Source organism: Advenella sp. RU8 (assembly GCF_048381675.1).
GTDB lineage: Bacteria > Pseudomonadota > Gammaproteobacteria > Burkholderiales > Burkholderiaceae_B > Advenella.
Genome location: NZ_JBLWIS010000001.1, coordinates 368,569 through 387,271 on the forward strand (window position 1 = coordinate 368,569; position 18,703 = coordinate 387,271).

The 18,703-nt window shown below is 47.8% G+C and carries 15 protein-coding genes; 10 read left to right on the top strand and 5 right to left on the bottom strand.

Annotated elements, in window-relative coordinates:
• Window positions 1-113 precede the first annotated feature (113 nt).
• Window positions 114-1,016, bottom strand: a complete 903-nt coding sequence (locus ACM5Q9_RS01715) for a LysR family transcriptional regulator (protein WP_418143003.1) — start codon at window positions 1,014-1,016, stop codon at window positions 114-116.
• Window positions 1,017-1,100: 84 nt separating this feature from the next.
• On the bottom strand, window positions 1,101-1,724 hold the full coding sequence (locus ACM5Q9_RS01720; protein WP_418143004.1) for a PIN domain-containing protein: 624 nt from the start codon (window positions 1,722-1,724) through the stop codon (window positions 1,101-1,103).
• Between the two features lie 293 nt (window positions 1,725-2,017).
• Here ACM5Q9_RS01720 and clpB point away from each other — a divergent pair, with 293 nt between their 5' ends.
• The 5 genes from clpB (at window position 2,018) to ACM5Q9_RS01745 (ending at window position 8,027) form a co-directional block, all read left to right on the top strand.
• A complete protein-coding gene (gene clpB, locus ACM5Q9_RS01725; RefSeq protein WP_418143005.1) occupies window positions 2,018-4,597 on the top strand; it encodes an ATP-dependent chaperone ClpB in 2,580 nt (859 codons plus the stop codon).
• 304 nt (window positions 4,598-4,901) lie between these two features.
• Window positions 4,902-5,111, top strand: a complete 210-nt coding sequence (locus ACM5Q9_RS01730) for a cold-shock protein (RefSeq protein WP_189383560.1) — start codon at window positions 4,902-4,904, stop codon at window positions 5,109-5,111.
• 492 nt (window positions 5,112-5,603) lie between these two features.
• On the top strand, window positions 5,604-6,446 hold the full coding sequence (locus tag ACM5Q9_RS01735; protein ID WP_418143006.1) for an energy transducer TonB: 843 nt from the start codon (window positions 5,604-5,606) through the stop codon (window positions 6,444-6,446).
• 11 nt (window positions 6,447-6,457) lie between these two features.
• Entirely contained in the window at window positions 6,458-7,513 is a 1,056-nt protein-coding gene (locus ACM5Q9_RS01740) for a MotA/TolQ/ExbB proton channel family protein (RefSeq protein WP_418143007.1), read from the top strand.
• A 16-nt stretch (window positions 7,514-7,529) separates the two neighbouring features.
• Entirely contained in the window at window positions 7,530-8,027 is a 498-nt protein-coding gene (locus tag ACM5Q9_RS01745) for an ExbD/TolR family protein (RefSeq protein WP_418143008.1), read from the top strand.
• A 76-nt stretch (window positions 8,028-8,103) separates the two neighbouring features.
• Here the strand turns inward: ACM5Q9_RS01745 and ACM5Q9_RS01750 are convergent, their stop codons facing one another.
• Window positions 8,104-8,772 carry an epoxyqueuosine reductase QueH gene (locus tag ACM5Q9_RS01750; protein WP_418143149.1) on the bottom strand — a complete coding sequence of 223 codons (669 nt, stop codon included), beginning with the start codon at window positions 8,770-8,772 and terminating at the stop codon, window positions 8,104-8,106.
• 70 nt (window positions 8,773-8,842) lie between these two features.
• Window positions 8,843-11,662, bottom strand: coding sequence for a bifunctional [glutamate--ammonia ligase]-adenylyl-L-tyrosine phosphorylase/[glutamate--ammonia-ligase] adenylyltransferase (gene glnE, locus ACM5Q9_RS01755; protein WP_418143009.1), 2,820 nt, complete (start codon window positions 11,660-11,662; stop codon window positions 8,843-8,845).
• Window positions 11,663-11,937: 275 nt separating this feature from the next.
• Between glnE and ACM5Q9_RS01760 the strand changes: the two genes are divergently transcribed.
• Complete coding sequence (locus ACM5Q9_RS01760) at window positions 11,938-15,462, top strand: YhdP family protein (RefSeq protein ID WP_418143010.1); 3,525 nt, start codon at window positions 11,938-11,940, stop codon at window positions 15,460-15,462.
• Window positions 15,463-15,485: 23 nt separating this feature from the next.
• A complete protein-coding gene (locus ACM5Q9_RS01765) occupies window positions 15,486-15,725 on the top strand; it encodes a hypothetical protein (RefSeq protein ID WP_418143011.1) in 240 nt (79 codons plus the stop codon).
• Window positions 15,726-15,878: 153 nt separating this feature from the next.
• On the opposite strand, the gene ACM5Q9_RS01770 is transcribed toward ACM5Q9_RS01765, so the two are convergent.
• A complete protein-coding gene (locus tag ACM5Q9_RS01770) occupies window positions 15,879-16,310 on the bottom strand; it encodes a hypothetical protein (protein ID WP_418143012.1) in 432 nt (143 codons plus the stop codon).
• A 107-nt stretch (window positions 16,311-16,417) separates the two neighbouring features.
• On the opposite strand from ACM5Q9_RS01770, the gene ACM5Q9_RS01775 reads away from it, so the two are divergent.
• The 3 genes from ACM5Q9_RS01775 to clpP all read left to right on the top strand — a co-directional run bounded on the left by ACM5Q9_RS01775 (window position 16,418) and on the right by clpP (window position 18,618).
• Window positions 16,418-16,543 (top strand): hypothetical protein, encoded by a 126-nt coding sequence (locus ACM5Q9_RS01775; RefSeq protein ID WP_418143013.1) that lies wholly within the window; start codon window positions 16,418-16,420, stop codon window positions 16,541-16,543.
• Between the two features lie 105 nt (window positions 16,544-16,648).
• The gene (gene tig, locus ACM5Q9_RS01780; protein WP_418143014.1) at window positions 16,649-17,959 is read left to right on the top strand and encodes a trigger factor; all 1,311 of its coding nucleotides are present in this window, start codon (window positions 16,649-16,651) and stop codon (window positions 17,957-17,959) included.
• Between the two features lie 2 nt (window positions 17,960-17,961).
• Window positions 17,962-18,618 (top strand): ATP-dependent Clp endopeptidase proteolytic subunit ClpP, encoded by a 657-nt coding sequence (gene clpP, locus ACM5Q9_RS01785; protein ID WP_418143150.1) that lies wholly within the window; start codon window positions 17,962-17,964, stop codon window positions 18,616-18,618.
• Window positions 18,619-18,703: the final 85 nt, after the last annotated feature.

An 18,703-nucleotide genomic window follows, 5' to 3' on the forward strand; every position in this document is an offset into this window, starting at 1 on the left:
TTACAATAAAAAACCGAATCTTGTTCCTTTTTTGTTTGCCAGATAGATGAAAGCTTGATTTTACAGTTATATTAAAAATAGCGTAAATATCATATTACAGGCTTGATGTAATATTATTTCCAGTATTTTTTTTGTGCGTAAGTATTTTTAAGTAGCTCGATGAAACTTCGGGTTCTTTGGGGTAAATGCTTTCTGTCGGGCAGCATGGCATAGATTCCGTTTGGAGGGGTATTGTATTCATCCAATATGGTAACTAATCGGCCTTTTTCAATCTCACTGCGTACTTCCCACATGGATCGCCAAGACAGGCCTATGCCGCTTAAAGTCCATTCCAGCAATACAGAACCGTCGGAGCAGGATAATCTTGCCTTGGGTTTAATCGCAATGATCTGGTTGTTTTCCTTGAAAAGCCAGCCCTTATGCTGATTGCCTTGCTTGCCAAATGACAGGCATTCATGATGTTGAAGTTCATCAGGGTGTTGTGGCGTACCGTGCTTTTTCAGATATTCAGGAGAGGCGACTACCACCCGGTGGTTTTCAGCCAGCCTGATGGCAATCAGTTGTGAGTTTTCAAGATCACCGATGCGTATGGCGCAATCATATTGTTCTTCCACCAGGTCAACGACCCGGTCGGTCAGGTCAAGTGATATATGGATGTCCGGGTATTGTTGGCAGAATACAGGAATAAGCGGGGCAACATGTTTTCTTCCGAAGCCAGCTGGCGCTGTAATGCGCAAAGGGCCACTAATCTTGACCTTGCCTTCCGTAATCAGGCTCTCGGTGTCAGCCAGGTCTTTGAGGATTCTTTGCGCTTCCTCCAGGAATATATGTCCTTCCGGAGTAAGCGATAGTTTTCGGGTAGAGCGTATGACTAATTTTACACCCAGCCTTTCCTCGAGTGCATCAATGCGCCTGCCCATCATGGCAGGGGCAATATTTGCCTGCCGGGCTGCCGCAGAAAGGGTGCCTAGCGAAGCTACGGCGACAAAACTTTCAAGTTGCGTAAATCTGCCCATCGTAATCCCTTTGGAAAGTATTCAAGATTGAAACCAAATATTATCAACCAGATGGATGGTCTTTTGTAGGCTTGTGATCATCTGTCAGTATTGCACGGAATCAAGTAATCGTTCTTGTTCCTGTTGAACCAGATTGTTAAGTCGAAACAGGCGTTCGCGCCTGAGTACGGCTTCCAATGGTTCGGGCTGCCGTCCAATTTTCAGGGCATCCTCTGGGATGAGTTCGAACAGGGAGCGCATTTGGGGTTGATAGCGCGCCCAGCACATGACCAGAAACTGGTCTGGATCGTACAGGTACAACCCAAGATTTCTGATTTCGGCCCGGTGAAAGTCCTTGATGTTGCGGGTTAGAATACAGATAGTGCTTTCTGGGTGTTTGTGCTGGATCGCACGTGCCGCAGCAATCACATGCCAGTCTTTTTTATCACTGCGCTTCAGTCCCTCTTCAAAGGCGGTTACATCCCCCATATTGGCGAAAGGGAACTGTTGTTGCATTTGCAGCCATTCAGCATCAAGCATTTCGGGTTCTACATTCCAGATGCGACTGGCGTTGCGCCTGAATTCAACACCTATATATTCAGCCCAAACAGGGTGAAAGTGGCCTGTCTGGGCCATTCGCAGCAATAGACGCCGCAATACATTGGACATCAGTACGCAGGTGTCTATCACAATATGGTTGGGAAAATGCACAGAAAGAGAAGCGGACATTGAAAACCGGCAGTGAAACCATACAATTGCTGATTGCAATTGTTTTGTTTTGTTAAATGGGTAAACTTAGATTTTAACATCTGAAATTATCCTTATGTACAAGCGGGCTTGATCATCGGTTTGATCAAAGTGGCAGGCGTTGTTGTGAATATCGGTATTGATTGAATTGATATAAAAAGCAAGTCATGAATAATTGAAATTTCATATCTTGAAATTTGATCGGTGTAACACTATATAGGTAGTATTCAAAGATAACCCGAGCAGATAGGCTCCACCTTTTATGGGAAAGAATGATGCGATTTGATAAATTGACAACAAAATTCCAGCAAGCTTTGGCTGATGCCCAAAGTGTGGCAACCAGAAATGATAACCCTTATATAGAACCTGTTCATGTGCTGTCAGCTTTGCTGGCGGATGCTGATAGCGGCTCTGCCAGTTTACTGGCAAGATCAGGCGTGGCGGTTAACCGTGTGCTTCCGGCCCTTGATAAGGCCATTAAGGATATTCCCCAGGTTCAGGGGGCAGATGCCAATATCCAGATTAGTCGAGACTTGAACGGTTTGTTGAATAAAACCGATAAAGAAGCGGCAAGACGTGGTGATGCTTTTATTGCCAGTGAATTGTTTTTGCTGGCGTTGGCTGATGACAACGGTGCTGCGGGTCGTATCCTGCGTGATGCCGGTTTGCAGAAAAAAGCACTCGAGGCCGCGATTGAGGCCGTGCGTGGCGGCGAGTCATTGACAGACCAGGAAGGCGAGTCCAATCGCCAGGCACTTGAAAAATACACGACAGATCTGACCGATCGTGCGCGTCAGGGTAAACTGGATCCGGTCATTGGTCGCGATGATGAAATCCGTCGCGCTATTCAGATTTTGCAGCGCCGTACTAAAAATAACCCGGTCTTGATTGGTGAGCCAGGTGTGGGTAAAACCGCGATTGTTGAAGGGCTTGCGCAGCGCATTGTCAATGATGAGGTGCCCGAATCCTTGCGCGGCAAGCGTGTGCTGTCACTAGACCTGGCTGCCTTGCTGGCAGGGGCTAAATTCCGCGGTGAATTTGAAGAGCGTCTTAAAGCGGTTTTGAAAGAACTGGCCCAGGATGATGGTAACAATATTGTCTTTATTGATGAAATCCATACCATGGTAGGGGCGGGTAAGGCGGAAGGCGCAATGGATGCCGGTAATATGCTCAAGCCAGCCTTGTCACGGGGTGAGCTGCATTGTATAGGTGCAACAACGCTTGACGAGTATCGCAAATATATTGAAAAAGACGCTGCGCTTGAGCGTCGATTCCAGAAAGTCATTGTGGACGAGCCTGATGTTGAATCCACGATTGCCATTTTGCGTGGCTTGCAAGAACGTTATGAAATTCATCACGGCGTGGAAATTACCGATCCGGCCATTGTTGCGGCCGCAGAGCTTTCCAACCGTTATATTACTGATCGCTTTCTGCCCGATAAGGCCATTGACCTGATTGATGAGGCGGCGGCTCGTATCCGTATGGAAATTGACTCCAAGCCCGAAGTCATGGATCGGCTCGATCGACGTATTATTCAACTTAAAATCGAGCGTGAGGCGGTGATCAAGGAAACCGATGAGGCTTCACAGCGTCGCCTGAAATTGATTGAAGATGAGCTCGAACAGCTTCAGCGTGAGTATAACGATTACGAAGAAGTGTGGAAGGCTGAAAAAGCCGCGGTGCAGGGCTCCAAGGCGATCAAGGAAGAAATTGACCGGGTACGGGCACAAATGGCCGAATACCAGCGCAAGGGACAGTTTGATAAACTGGCAGAACTGCAATACAGTAAATTGCCAGAGCTGGAAGGACGCCTGAAAGTGGCCGAGGCCGGTACTGATCAGGACGAAAAACCCAAGTTGTTGCGTACTAAGGTAGGTACCGAGGAAATTGCCGAAGTCGTTTCCCGTGCCACTGGCATACCGGTTTCCAAAATGATGCAGGGCGAACGTTCCAAGCTATTGGCCATGGAAGATGAGCTGCATAAACGGGTAGTTGGCCAGGATGAGGCGGTTACGCTGGTGGCTGATGCCATCCGCCGTTCACGGGCTGGATTGTCAGATCCTTCGCGCCCTTACGGTTCTTTCCTGTTCCTGGGGCCAACCGGTGTAGGTAAGACTGAACTGACGAAGGCTTTGGCCGGATTCCTGTTTGATTCCGATGAGCACATGATCCGGATTGACATGAGTGAGTTCATGGAAAAACATTCGGTGGCTCGCCTGATTGGTGCGCCTCCGGGGTATGTAGGCTACGAAGAGGGTGGCTACCTGACAGAGGCGGTGCGTCGTAAGCCATATAGCGTGATTTTGCTGGATGAGGTTGAAAAGGCACACCCTGACGTTTTCAATGTGCTATTGCAAGTGCTTGATGATGGTCGCCTGACCGATGGACAGGGCCGTACGGTTGATTTTCGTAATACGGTTGTTATCATGACTTCCAACCTGGGGTCACATCATATTCAAAGCATGGTGGGGCAATCTTATGATGCGATCAAAGAAGTTGTTTGGGAAGATGTTAAACAGGCCTTCCGTCCGGAGTTTCTGAACCGGATTGATGAAGTGGTTGTTTTCCATGCCTTGGGCAGCAAACATATTGCATCTATCGCAAGTATTCAGCTGGAGCGTCTTGCGCAAAGATTGCATGGCCAGGAAATGGGCCTGGAGGTTTCCGAAGAGGCGTTGGCGTTAATTGCCGAGAGCGGATTTGATCCGGTCTTTGGTGCCAGACCATTAAAACGTGCTATTCAACAACACATTGAGAATCCGATTGCCAAGCGAATTCTTGAAGGGGAGTTTGGGCCAAAAGATACTATTATGGTTAATGTGCAAGATGGCAAGTTTTTGTTTGCCCGGAAGTAAGCGTATAAATCCTTAATATATATGGTCAAATGCCTGATATTGCAGTATTTTTTCTTGTCATGAAGAATGCTGTGTCAGGCATTTTTTGTTACCTTTAATGTATTTCCATACCACTTAGGGTAAATGCCAAGTAAATTTTTGTTGACATGGTTCTCAATAGTCGTCATAGTGTGGGAATAAGATTTTCAAGTTCGTTGATTTTTGCTAGATTCTTTGCTCATGCAGTTTCGTTGTGCTTTTGTCTACTCCTTGATGGTCTTGTGTTTGTTTGGTCTATTCAGACCGTAATTTTAAGGAAATTCAAATGTCAACAGAATCTGGCATCGTTAAATGGTTTAACAACGAAAAAGGCTTCGGCTTCATCAAACCCGCTTCAGGTGGTAAAGACCTGTTTGTACACCACACCGACATCATCGGTTCTGGCTACAAATCACTGCAAGAAAACCAAGAAGTTACTTTCGTGGTTGCAGACGGTCCTAAAGGCCCACAAGCTAAAGAAGTTTCAGCTAAGTAATTCTTAGTTGCTACAAAAAATACCGCCTTATGGCGGTATTTTTTTTGCCCGCTGATTTAAATAAAAAATAATAAGCAGGGTTGTGATTTAGCAACGTTAAAAAATTAAGCAATTTCAATTTATTTCTTAATGAAAATCATACGGTTGTAAATTTTTATTAAAATTGCTTTGATACGAGGAAACTTTATGTAATAATCACAGTTGATTTTAATAATGAGAATTATTATTATTAAGCATCTTGGGTAAAAGTAGTGCCGGAGCAGTCAATCCATATCAAGATATCCAGGTTGGTAGCTAAAGGATGGTTTGCAAAAGGCCGCATGCGGCGGAGTTTGTTTATTCGTCCTGTATTGGTAGTAAATAATACTCAAACGCCAGGCATTGTATCTTTATCAGGTCGGTAACAAAATTTGTTGCATCGCTAGGCTGATCTTTGATTTTAGTTAGTATTAATCAAGGTGCGATTATAGCTAAGCGTTTTAAATAAACAGTATGTATAAATCTTCAAACTTAATTCCGACAGTCCCTTTTTCATTTCGTCTGGCTGGCATTCTTGCTGCTGTAGGTATTTTTGCAGGATTGGGGTTCCTTGTCACACTGGATGCTTCGGCAACCACGGCTAAAGTTGAAGAGGCGCCTGTATTTGTTTCAATTTTCGAGGAACCGGTTGCCGAGGCCCCTAAAGGGGAAATCATGCCCGAGGTCATTCCGCAGCAGCAAGCAGAGCCTGAAGTGGAGGAGGTTATCCCGGAACCGGATCCTGAGCCTGTGGCAGAACCTGAGCCCGAACCCGAACCCGAACCCGAACCGGTAGTTGAGCCGGAACCAGAGCCTGTCCTGCCCATCAAGCCACCAGAGCCTAAACCCGAACCTAAACCAGAGCCCCCCAAAGAGGTTAAAAAAGAAGTAAAACCCAAGAAAAAGGTTAAGCAAGAGAAACCCAAAGCCAAACCGGTGCTGAAGAGCCAGAAGGTGTCTGAAAAAGCTCCTCCGGTTACCAAACCTATTGGTATTCCACAAGGTAATCCCGATGTGAAGCCAGGATCATCAGCGAGTTCTGCGCCGGTTGTGGTAAGACAGGTGGGGTACCGGGTACGTCCTAAAGTCAACTACCCGATCAGTTCGCAACGGCGGGGTGAAAAAGGTACGGTTATTGTGCGTGTCCTGATTGATCGTAATGGAAGTGCCAAAAGTGTATCGGTATTAAAAGGAACACCTTACGATGCCTTGAACAAAGCGGCATTAAATGCCGTGAGCAAAGCACGTTTTAAACCTCATACAGAAAATGGTGTGCCACGAGAAGCCTTGGCAGACATCCCAATTAAATTTGAATAAAAGGAAATAGCATGATTTCGGCATTGCTGACTTCAACATACGGTTCAATTGCACAAATTGTGACCAATTCAACAGATAATACGATTTCAACGGCTACATCCGCCAGCGAAATTGCAGCACCGGTTGCCAACACGGCCGCACAAGCCACTGCGGCAGCCACTAATGTTACCCAAGCGGGTACTGCCGTGGCGGGGAATGTAGCACAGGCAGGTGCTTCCATGGCCGGTAACGTGACAAATGCTACGACTGCTGCCTCCACTGTTGCCACTGATGCTGGTGCTTCCATAGCTAGTAATGTGACAGATGCTACGACTGCGGCGGCCACTGTCGCGACCGATGCCGGTGCTTCACAAATGCTGAATTTTTTGATGCAAAGCGATACTGTTGGCAAAACCCTGTTCGGTGTGCTGGTTTTCATGTCATTGCTAACCTGGTATCTCATTGTGGTCAAGGGCTTGCTTAATTTGCGTGCAAGCCGCCGTAGCAAGGCGTTTCTTTCCCGCTTTTGGAATGCTTCCTCGTTGGAACAGGTAGACAAGGATTTACATAAATTTGGTGCTGGCGACCCATTCTCCCGCTTGGCCAATCAAGCCTTGCACGCGCGTGAGCATCATGCGAAATACGGGATCACCAATTTGTCTGAAGTGGGTTCAAATGCCGATTTTGTTACGCGTACCATGCGTAAGGTCATTGATGAAGAGACTGCCCATCTGGAAAATGGTTTGACTGTTTTGGGGTCGGTTGGCTCAACAGCGCCTTTTGTGGGCTTGTTTGGCACCGTGTGGGGGGTTTATCATGCCCTGATCAATATTGGTATGTCCGATGGTGTGTCCATTAACAGGATTGCCGGTCCGGTTGGTGAGGCCCTGATCATGACTGGGCTGGGGCTGGCGGTTGCCATTCCGGCTGTCTTGGCCTATAACGCTTTTGTACGCCGTAACCGTGTAGTGCTGGCTTCACTGGATGGTTTTGCCTATGATCTATTCGCGTTTGTCACAACAGGCCAGCAGGTGGAAGTATCTTCTGGCAAAGTGCGTGCCTTGCGCAGTAATGGCACACATCATTAATGCTGCGGAGTAAATAATGGCATTTGGAAGCTTCGACCAGAAAAACAACTCTAATCATATGGTGTCGGAAATCAATATGGTTCCGTTAATCGACGTGATGCTGGTTCTATTGGTCATCTTTATTATTACTGCTCCTTTGTTGGCGCACTCCATCAAAATAGATGTGCCACAGGTAAGCAGCACGCCTGTCACTGAAGACCCTAAGTCTATTGACTTGGCGATTGATGCAAATGGCGATATTTTCTGGAATGAGTCTCCGATCCTCGAGGCTGATTTGCGTGAGATGTTTGTATCGCATGCCAAAGAGGTTCCGCAGCCTGAAATCAGGATTCGTGCCGATGCCGATACCCGTTATGAGCAATTGGCCAGGGTGATGGCGATGGCCAAGGGGTCTGGTTTGAAAAAACTGGGTTTCATTACGTCGCCCGGTTCGCGAAGCCAGGGTGGGGCGGCAACATCGGCTGAAGGAGCGGTACCTGCTGCGCCGGCATCCCCTCCGGCACCAGCGCGCTAAATACAGGCGTGCAGTGCATTAAACAAAAAGGCCCGGTGCATATAACACCGGGCTTTTTTATGATCTTAGGTTTTTCTTAGCGCTTGTCTTCGTTGCGATAATAATTGACACCGATTTTAATCCGCTCACGACCCTGGTTTTGCCGGTGGCGGTTGGTGTCGCGCAGTGAGTAAACGCAACCGCAATATTCTTGCTGATAGAATTCTTCGCGTTTGCTGATTTCAATCATGCGGGCAGATCCACCACCTTTGCGCCAGTTGTACGTCCAGTAAACCAGTTCGGGGTAACGGGCAGCGGCGCGCTCGCCGCAGCCGTTAATCTGGTTCATGTCTTTCCAGCGGGAAATACCCAGTGAGCTTGTGATGGTATCAAACCCGTGTTCATGGGCATACAGTGCGGTGCGCTCAAAGCGCATGTCAAAACAGGCTGTACAGCGTTCGCCACGCTCAGGCTCGTTTTCCAGGCCCTTGACGCGTTCAAACCAGTTGTCTACGTCATAATCCACATCGATAAAGGGGACGTTGTGCAGTTGGGCAAAGCGAATGTTTTCTTCCTTTCGAATTTCATATTCCTTTACAGGATGAATATTCGGGTTATAGAAAAAAATCGTGTAATCAATACCCGAAGCGAGCATTGCTTCCATGACCTCGCCAGAGCAGGGCGCGCAACAGGAGTGCAGGAGCACTTTATTGTGTCCTTTGGGTAACTCAAGGACAGGTCTTTTGATATCGGTGACGGTAACCATGGCAGTGGGACAAAAAAATATTACAAACATCCATTTTAGAGTATTTTTGCTCTAAGTCCAGGGCTTTGGCTTATTGTGCTGTATTGCTTGCCTGCTCCCGCGTGCCGGGAAAAACCGTTTCCCACAGTTTGTTCACGGCCTCTCTTTCGGTCAGCAGTAAATGATTGTCTATCCGTGCTTTTTCCTGCCCGCGCAATCTAACGGCATGTTGGGTTTTGCGCAGGGTCCGGTAGGCATCAGCGGTTGCATTGGCCAGTTCTTCCGGAATAAAACCGCCTTCCGCGGCAATTTTAAGCAAGGCAATATTGCCAAGATTATCCAGCAGTCTGGGATATTGATGCGAATAGGCCAGTACCAGATATTGGGTAATGAATTCAATATCGACCATGCCCCCTTGGTCATGTTTAACATCAAACATAGCGGAATTATTGGGGTGCCCGGCTCGCATTTTGGCCCGCATGTCGATAATATCTTTTTTCAGTTGTTCCCGGTCTCTTTCTTGGAGCAGAATATTGCGACGGATTTGCTCAAACCGCTTGCCGATTGCCTTGTCACCTGCACAGAAGCGTGCCCGGGTCAGGGCCTGATGCTCCCAGGGCCAGGCGTGTTCAAGCTGGTATTTTTCGAAAGTTTCAACCGAAATCGCCAGCAGGCCGGCGTCGCCGTCAGGGCGCAGGCGCAAGTCAATTTCATACATCCGGCCTGAAGAGGTCATGCTTGAAAGCCAGGTGCTCAGGCGTCGTCCCAGTTTTGCATAAACCTCAAGGGCGTAATCGGCCGGGTCATCAAAAAGCAGGACCAAGTCCAGGTCGGAAGCGTAACCAAGTTCCTTGCCACCCAGTTTGCCATAGGCAATAACGGCAAAGCGTGGATACTCGGGTACTTCATCACCCAGTTTTTCCGGTTTTGGTTTGACTGCGGGCCAAACGCGTTTCAGGCTTTCTTCCAGGAGCAGGTCGGCCAGGGCAGACAGGTGGTCGGCCAGTTTTTCAACTGACAGGCCGCCAGAAAGGTCTTGGGCAAGTAACTGGAAGCTGACCTGTTTCTGAACATCACGCATGATGTTCATTTGCTGTTCGACATCGGGTAGCCCGTCTTGCAGAACGCAGGCGTCCAGGTCTTTGCTTAGCTGTGTGGCAACATGGGAAAAATCCACGCTTTGCATCAACGTTTGCCAGTCGATCAGGCTATCAAGAAGAATGGGGTTGCGGATCAGGTAGCCGGCCGCCCAATGGCTGGCAGACATGATACGCGCCACTCTTGCCAGGGTTTCGGGATACTCTGCCAGCAAGGCAATGTAGGCGCTGCGCTGGGCAATTGCCTCGATCAGGTCGAACAGGTTTGCGCAGGTCAGTTGCGGATCATCGGCTTTGGCGGCGGTTTCCAGCAATTTGGGCAGCAGTTTCTTCAGCCGTGTTCGGCTTGAGTTTGAAAGGGTGCGGATACGGCTGCTGTTTAACAGTGCCTTGATGCGGTTTTGTATATATTCGTGGCTTTCCGGTGCAAAAAATTGTTGAATCAGTTCAACCAGGTCGGTACTTTCTGGTGTGGGTTGGTGATTGCTGTCGTGCGCTACAGAGGGAGACTCTTCACCCATGCCGGCAATCCTGAACGCATTCCGGAATGCCCGTGACACCACCTGGCGGTGTTCGTTCAGCTGCAACCTGAATGCTTCCGTTTCCATGTTCATGGCATTGGCCAGGGCGGCAAAACGTTGTGGGTCGCTTGGCAACAGATGGGTTTGTTCATCTTCACGGTATTGCAGCATATGTTCTACGCGACGCAGGAAACGATAGGCGTTTTCCAGCAACAGGCCTTCTGCCTTGCTGATCAGTCCCATGTTTATTTCAGCCTGCAGGGCAGGCAGCAGGCCCCTGAGTTGCAAGGAAGGCATTCTGCCGCCACGAATCAGTTGCGACAGCTGCACGGTAAACTCAATTTCCCGGATGCCCCCTTCACCCAGTTTGATATTGTGAATGCTGTCCACACCACTGCGGTTAAGGGCCTTGCGTTGCCAGTCCTGGCGAATGCGCTCTCGCAACTGGCGCAAAGAAGCAAGGGCATCAAAATCAAAATACTTGCGGTATACAAAGGGAGTCCGCAGGCTTTCCAGCTGGGCAAGGTCGTCCTTGGGTGTGCTGTGCTCAAAATATTTGACCGGAATGATTCGCGCCTTGAGCCATGCATAGCGCTCCCACTCCCGTCCTTGGGTAATCAGGTAATTTTCCAGTGCATCCAGGCTCCATGCCAGGGGTCCGGCATCGCCATCAGGGCGTAAACGCAGGTCGGTGCGGAAAACATGGCCATCGGCATTGATTTCGGACAGGACGGGCATCATGCGCTGGGTCAGGCGACCATAAAATTCGTGATGGCTGAGGGGGCGCCTGCCCTTTGTTTCACCTTCCTGGGCGTACAGCATGATCAAGTCAATATCCGAGGATACATTCAGTTCCTTGCCACCTAGCTTGCCCATGCCCAGAATGATCATTTCCATGGGTTTGCCGGTTTCCGGATCAATCGGTTCGCCATGGATAGTCACCAGATCCTGCATGATACTCATGTAAGCCTGCGTAACTGACAAGTCAGCCAGGAAACTCATGCTTTGGGTGACCTCTTCAAAGCATGCCTGGCCGTTGATATCCCGAACCATCAGGGTGCAAAATACCCGGTTCCTGAGCTGGCGCAAAATTTGCTTACATTGCTCGGTTGTCATGGGCTGATTAACAGGCTGGCCGCTTGATTGAACAAGCCATTGCTCAATGAGCTCTGGTGTAATGGGAGACAGCGTGTCCTGGTTTAGTGTGGATTCCAGTTTTTCATTCGTATCTGTTTTTCGGCGCAGGTAACTGGACCACTCAAGGGCGCGGGTCAAGCTGTTAGTAGGCTTCATGCTTTCTCAAAAATGTAAGGATATGTCTAATGATTGTTTCTGTGGCCAGAGGCAATTCAGTAATGGATATAATACACTGTACTGAAATTATCAAGATGTGAGCCGCCCCTGTGAGCGTTGCTAGAAAAATTTTAGGCTATTGCCTCGTCGTTGTTATTGTTTTTTTTGTTTTACTTACGGCCTTGTCTCTGGGAGTAAGGTATTTCCTTGCTCCCAATATTAATCAATGGTTGCCTCAAATTCAGACTTATCTTAGTCAAACACTTGATTTGGATGTGAAGGTAGCGAATTTGTCGCTTGCCTGGGATGACAGGCCATTGTTGCAATTGCAGGATGTAACGGTAGAAAACAGTCAAAAGAGCGAATATTTGAAGATTAAATCAGTCTCGGCAGGGGTGGACTGGTTGAATTTGTTGCGCCTGCGTCCTTTTTTGTCAGAAATCAGTATCAACAATGCCGCTTTGAATATACGCAGGGATGCTGATGGGAGCATACGTTTGCTGGGGCAAAAACTGACTGAACAAGATAATGGCATATTGCCCGAAAAGTCTGTGGATAATGGCGAGTTGCCGTCTCTGGCCGGTTGGCTGTCATCCCTGTCATCGCTTAGCCTGAAAGAGGCTGACCTGATCTGGATTGATGAGCAGCGTCGGGCTCCTCCTTTGGTGTTGTCGGGCGTAACGCTTGATGTAAAACCTGAAAGTGATGGGGTTGATGTTTCAGTGGTGGCCAATTTGCCCGAACAGCTTGGCCAATCATTAACGCTTGATGCAACCTTGACACAGGCGGTGGATGTTGCGGGGCAATTGCAATGGAGTGGTGCAGTCAAGGCAAGATTAAATGGTTTATCTTTGTTGGCTCTGGCGCCATGGTTAAATGTTCCCGAACAGCTTCGGTCAGGCTATTTCAATCATGCTTCTATTGTTGTTGATATAGACAGGAATAAAATCGGCAACATCTCGCTAGATGCCGAGGCAAGGGATTTCAGGTTGGAAGACCATTTAAGAAGGCATTCATTTATTGTTTCTTCCGGTCTTTTGGCATTGAAACTGGATACCAGCCTTGAAAATATTCAGGCGGAAATCAACCGTCGTGCCGGTACGGCAAATGTAGCTCAAATTTCCCCAGGTAACTTGGCCGGCACCAGTCCTTGGGCGTTTTCATTCAAGGCCGGGCAGTTTTTCTATCTGGATAAAACTTCTTTTAACGAACCTGTCAGTCTGAGTGACGTTCAGATAACGGGTAGCTTTCAGCGAAATGAAAACCAGCTGCCGTGGGTAAGCATACAGCAGGGAACCATTCAAAATGAAGATATTAAGATTGATGTCACTGGCAGCTGGCAGTTTGATCCTGATTCAGATAATGGCATTGTTGATCTGCAGGGGAAATTGCACTCCCTGAAGTTGCCCCATTTATACCGTTATCTGCCCAACGTGATTGATGAGGATGCCTTGGACTGGCTAACCCATGCTTTCAAGGATGGCTATCTAAAAGATGCGCCTTTTACACTTAAAGGCGTTGTGGATCATTTTCCTTTCGGGCTTCGGCCACAATCCGGTGATTTTCAGTTAAAGGGTGATTACCACAGTTTGGCCCTTGATTATCATCAGGAGGAAATAAAGGGGCGCAAATGGCCGGTAGTCTATTCGGAAAGCGGTAAATTTGATTTCAATCGTGACAAGATTGCCCTGCAATCGATGCATGCTTATTTCTTGAGTGGTCAAGACGGAAAGATTGACTTGAATGAATTTTCAGGGCTGGTTTCCAATATTGAAAAAAGTACCGAGGTTGAGTTGCAGGCCAATTCAACCGCGGACGCTGGCGCTTATCTTGAGTTTGCCCGAACCACGCCCTTGGGCTATTTGATCAGTAACGCCCTGGATACCGCCCGTGCAACAGGCACCTGGAAAATTCCGTTGCGCTTGTTTATCCCGGTTAATGATGCGGATAATGCCAAGGTAAGCGGAACCATCCATATGCGGGATGCCGATTTTCAGTTCGAGCCGGATTATCCCTGGCTTCGCAAAATGAGTGGCTCATTGCGGTTTGATGAAACCGAACTGGTTACGCAAAAACTTGAGGGGATTATGCTGGGTGGCCCGGTTAAACTGGATGGGAATATCGGGTCTTCTGGCAAAGCCTTGAGCATCAATGGGACATTTACCAGTGAAGGGCTAAGGGAGGTGTTGCCGGTCAAAGGGTTGAACCGGATAAAAGGTCAGGCCAGTTACGAGGCCCGGCTTGATTTTCTGGTAGGCGGGAAGGTTAATGTAAGTGTGGATTCATCCTTGCAAGGACTGGCGCTTGATTTTCCTCCCGAGGTTGGAAAAACAGCCGCTGCTTCAAATCCATTGCGTGCACGCTGGCTAAGTAATGCCAGCAAAAATAATGATAATCAGCGGCTGCTTGAGCTGGATCTGGGCAAGGGCAAAATCAAGGCTGTTTTTGAACGTGATATTCGTTCAATGGTAGGTGCTTTTTTTTCCAGGGGGGCGGTAGGGATATCAGCGGCGCCAGTCATGCCGGCTTCGGGCTTGAAAATAAACGGCAAGCTGGCTTTTCTTGATATCCAGCAATGGCTGGATATTGTTGACGAGTTTGATGCGGGTCAGTCCTCAGGCAAGCGGGTCCCGGTGTTTCCCGATGTGACCGCTTTGCAGTTGGAGGCTGATTCTCTTCGTTATTTGTCGCAGACTATTGCCAAGGCAACGGTCTCTGGCAGTAAAAACCGCAAATCATCAGCATGGGATTTTAAGGTGGATTCCGAAGCGGTGGCCGGTGAGATTGAATGGATCCCAGGCAAGGTTTTTCATGAGGATTCTGTCGTGGCCCGATTTGATCGTCTGGTGCTTAATTCAGAGGCTGAAAATGAAGAAATAAATAGTGGCCCGAATGATAAAAAAACCAACAAGATCTTGCATTTGCCAAGGCTGGACATTAGCGCCAAGCGGTTTTCGATCTTTGATAGCGAGTTGGGTTCGCTTGCCTTGAAAGGACGGAAAAGCAACCGGCAGGACAATTGGCGGATTGACGAGATGACGATCAGTAATTCCGCCGGTTCCATGTATGCCACAGGTATGTTGAAAACCGTAAACAACAGTACAGGACTGGACCTTAAACTGAATATGAATTTTCTGGATCTGGGTAAGTTACTGTCTTTATGGTTAGAAAAAACAGTAGTTGCCGGTGGTAAGGGGCATATAAATGGTGCTTTGAAGTGGCCTGATATTACTGATCTGGACTTGAACCAGATCGATCTTAATCTTGATAGTCAGGTAACTGGTGGCCGATTGCTAAGTGTTGACTCGAAAGTGGTTAAGGCACTTGAGTTGCTGGCTTTGCAATCCATTGCCAGAATTCCCGAGTTCGGCAGTACGTTGGGTAATTCATTCAAGGATGGCGTGAGTTTTGATATGGTCAGGTCTAAGCTGGATATGACGCGGGGCAATGTACAGGTTTCCGATTTTCGTCTTAATGGTCCGGCAGTGGCTATTGTCGCCTCTGGCATGACCAATATAAATACCGAGTCACTTGATTTTCAGGCGGTAGTGGTTCCTAATCTGGATATTAGTGGTGCCGCCATTCTTACTGGCGTGATAGTTAATCCAGTGGTCGGCGTGGGGGCTTTTCTTTCTCAATGGCTATTGCAGGCGCCTTTGCAGCGCTCGTTAACCGCAAGATATTTTGTGCGTGGTACCTGGAGTGAACCTATAATCAACGATGTTGTGTTGCCAACCGAGGAAGAGCTGAAGGAAAAAGAAGCCAGCAAAAAAATTGATGATTTATACAGAAGTAATTGAGTAATTAATTGGACGGGTTTGAAATGAAAAAAACAGGATTGCTTGCCATGGTCATATTATTGGCCGGCTGTGCGGCTCAGGACAATATTCCGGGGCAGGACCCAAGTGTCACCCGTTATATGTGTAGCAAGGTTACTGCTGTGGCTGATGCACAAGATGATACGGGTGTTCCGTCGGAACAAACATATCCTTGCACCAAGGAAGAGTTTGAGTCCATGAACAAGGTATATGGTTCTATGGATGAATTGAAGAAAAGCCTGTAAGTGATGCAAGGTAGTTGCCAGTCATCTATTGGCGGGTGCTTTTGACAAAGGAACGGTTTTCAGACTGGCGTGAACAAAAAAAAGCTTCATGTTTTCATGAAGCTTTTTTGGGGCGCTGGCGTGCGAATAAAACTGCCTCGCTAGCTATCTGGATTATTTTTTGAACAGGAGCTTGTCGAATAACAAGCCGGCAAAAGCGGCAACAGTTGCTACAGCTGCCCAAGGCGTATCAGGGGCAACACCTTGTAGAACAATGACGTAGGCGGCAGTGCCAAAGATGGCACCGAAAACGGCCCTGATTGCAAAATAAGCCCAGTTTTCGTCTTCGATGGCTTTGTTGTTGGCGGGTACTGATGTAAAGCGACAGTGCTCATGGTCAAAAAGGCAGGTCGCGATTGAAATGATAGAGCCAATAGCGCCAAAAAACATGGCGATAAAGCTCACGGACCAGGTGATGAGTGCGGTAAACAGACCGAAAACAATCAGGCCAATGACAAAACCGCCATTTGAAAAACGTGGTTTGCGGAATTCTTGAGTTTGATCGGTTGTTTCTGCGGATGTGTTGTGTTGATCAAAATCAGTCATGAGTTCATACCCCTTGAAAAATAATAAAATGTGTACGTGTAAATATTAGCTTAACGGTTTTTTAAGTACGTATTAAAGTGTATTGATTTAATGCTCGAGGTGCAACAATGAAACGGAATATTCTACTAATCCTTGCGATTTCTTTAACTTTATCCGCTTGCGTATATGGCGTTGGTGCAGCGGGTGGTAGTGGTGGCATGGCGGTTGGCGTGGGGACAGGCGTTGCATTTTGAGTATTTTTGATAAATTAAATATAAAAAAATGATGACTGTCCGGTTTTTTGGGTAAAATGACTGGTTATATTATTAATTTTTCCGCAATATAAAAGGTTTATTTAAATGCAGGCAACGGTAGAAACTCTTGAAGGCCTTGAGCGCCAGGTAAATCTAATCATATCGTTAGACGATATTGAACAGGACGTTAAAAAACAGCTGCAGCGTGTTGCCCGTACTGCCAAAGTACAGGGTTTCCGTCCAGGCAAGGCGCCCATTTCTGTCATCGAACGCAGTCATGGCCCTGGCATCCGCTATGATGTCATCAACCAAAAAGTGGGTCAGGAATTCGACAAACTTATCAAGGAAGCCGATTTGCGTGTTGCCGGCATGCCTTCCATCGAGCCCAAAACTGAAGGTGTTGAAGAGGGTCAGGTTGGTTTTGTAGCTAAATTCGAAATTTATCCTGAAGTTGCCTTGCCAGACCTTTCTTCTCTGGAAGTGGTGCGCTTTACTGCTGAAGTTGGCGATGAAGAAATCAACCGTACCGTAGATATCCTGCGTAAACAACGTGCAACTTACGAAGCCCGTGAAGATCGTCCTGCACAAAAAGACGATCGTGTTACCCTGGACTTTGTTGGCACCATTGATGGCGTTGAATTTGAAGGTGGAAAAGCTGAAAACTTCCCGTTCCTGCTGGGACAGGGTCGCATGTTGCCCGAATTTGAAGAGGCTGCAACAGGCTTGAAAGCGGGCGAAAGCAAAACTTTCCCGCTGTCCTTCCCTGAAGATTACGCAGGCAAGGAAGTTGCTGGCAAAACAGCTGAATTCACCATTACGGTTAAAGAAGTTGCCGAACCGGTCTTGCCAGAAGTTAACGAAGAGTTTGCCAAGTCATTGGGTCAGGCAGAGGGCGATACCGAAAAACTGCTGGCCGAAATCCGTAGCAATATCGAGCGTGAAGTCAAAAACCGTATCCAGGGCCGCACTAAAGGCAGCGTCATGGATGCCTTGGCAAATGCCGCTACTTTCGATATCCCTAAAGCACTGGTAGATAACGATGTTCAGGCTCGTGTTGCCGCTGCTCGCGAAGAGCTCAAGCAACGTGGTGTGCCTAACGCAGACCAAATGCCTATTCCTGCCGAGACATTCAAGCCTGAATCCGAGCGTCGTGTGCGTTTGGGCTTGTTGGTGGGTGAGCTGGTCGAGCAGGCTAAATTGCAGGTTACTCCTGAGCAAGTTCGTGCCCGTATTGAAGAGTTTTCTCAAAACTATGAAAAACCCGAGCAGGTTATTAGCTACTATTTGTCTGATCGCCAGCGTCGTGCCGAAATTGAAGCGGTTGTGCTTGAAGACAATGTGGTTGATCATGTTTTGTCTTTGGCTAAAGTGGCTGAAGAAACCATCGCTTTTGATGAATTAATGGGAACAATGTAATGATGCACCGTTTTACCGATTTTTATGCGTCCATGCATGGGAGCGAGTCGGTGACACCGACCAGCCTTGGCTATATCCCCATGGTTATAGAACAGTCTGGTCGTGGTGAAAGATCATATGATATTTATTCTCGTCTGCTGAAGGAACGTGTTGTCTTCCTGGTGGGGCAGGTTAATGATCAGTCGGCCAATCTCGTGGTTGCGCAATTGCTGTTTCTTGAATCGGAAAATCCAGACAAGGATATTTCCCTGTATATCAACTCACCCGGTGGTGGTGTTTATGCGGGCCTGGCCATTTACGACACCATGCAGTTCATCAAGCCTGATGTCTCTACCTTGTGTACGGGTATGGCTGCCAGTATGGGGGCTTTTCTGCTAAGTTCCGGCGCCAAGGGCAAGCGTTATAGCCTGCCCAACTCTCGCATCATGATTCACCAGCCTTTGGGTGGTGCACAGGGTCAGGCAACCGATATCGAAATTCAGGCGCGCGAAATCCTTAGTTTGCGTGATCGCCTGAACCAGATCCTGGCTAACAATACCGGTCAGCCTATCGAAAGAATTCGTGAGCATACCGAGCGTGATAACTACATGGCGCCCGAAGATGCACTGGCTTACGGTTTAATTGATAAAGTGCTTACCACAAGGGCTGCAGGAGTATAGTTTTGCTATACTATCCTTAAAGGTAACGTTCATGGCCGACCTTTTTATACGGTCGGCCTTTTTTTGCGAGATATATATACTTAAT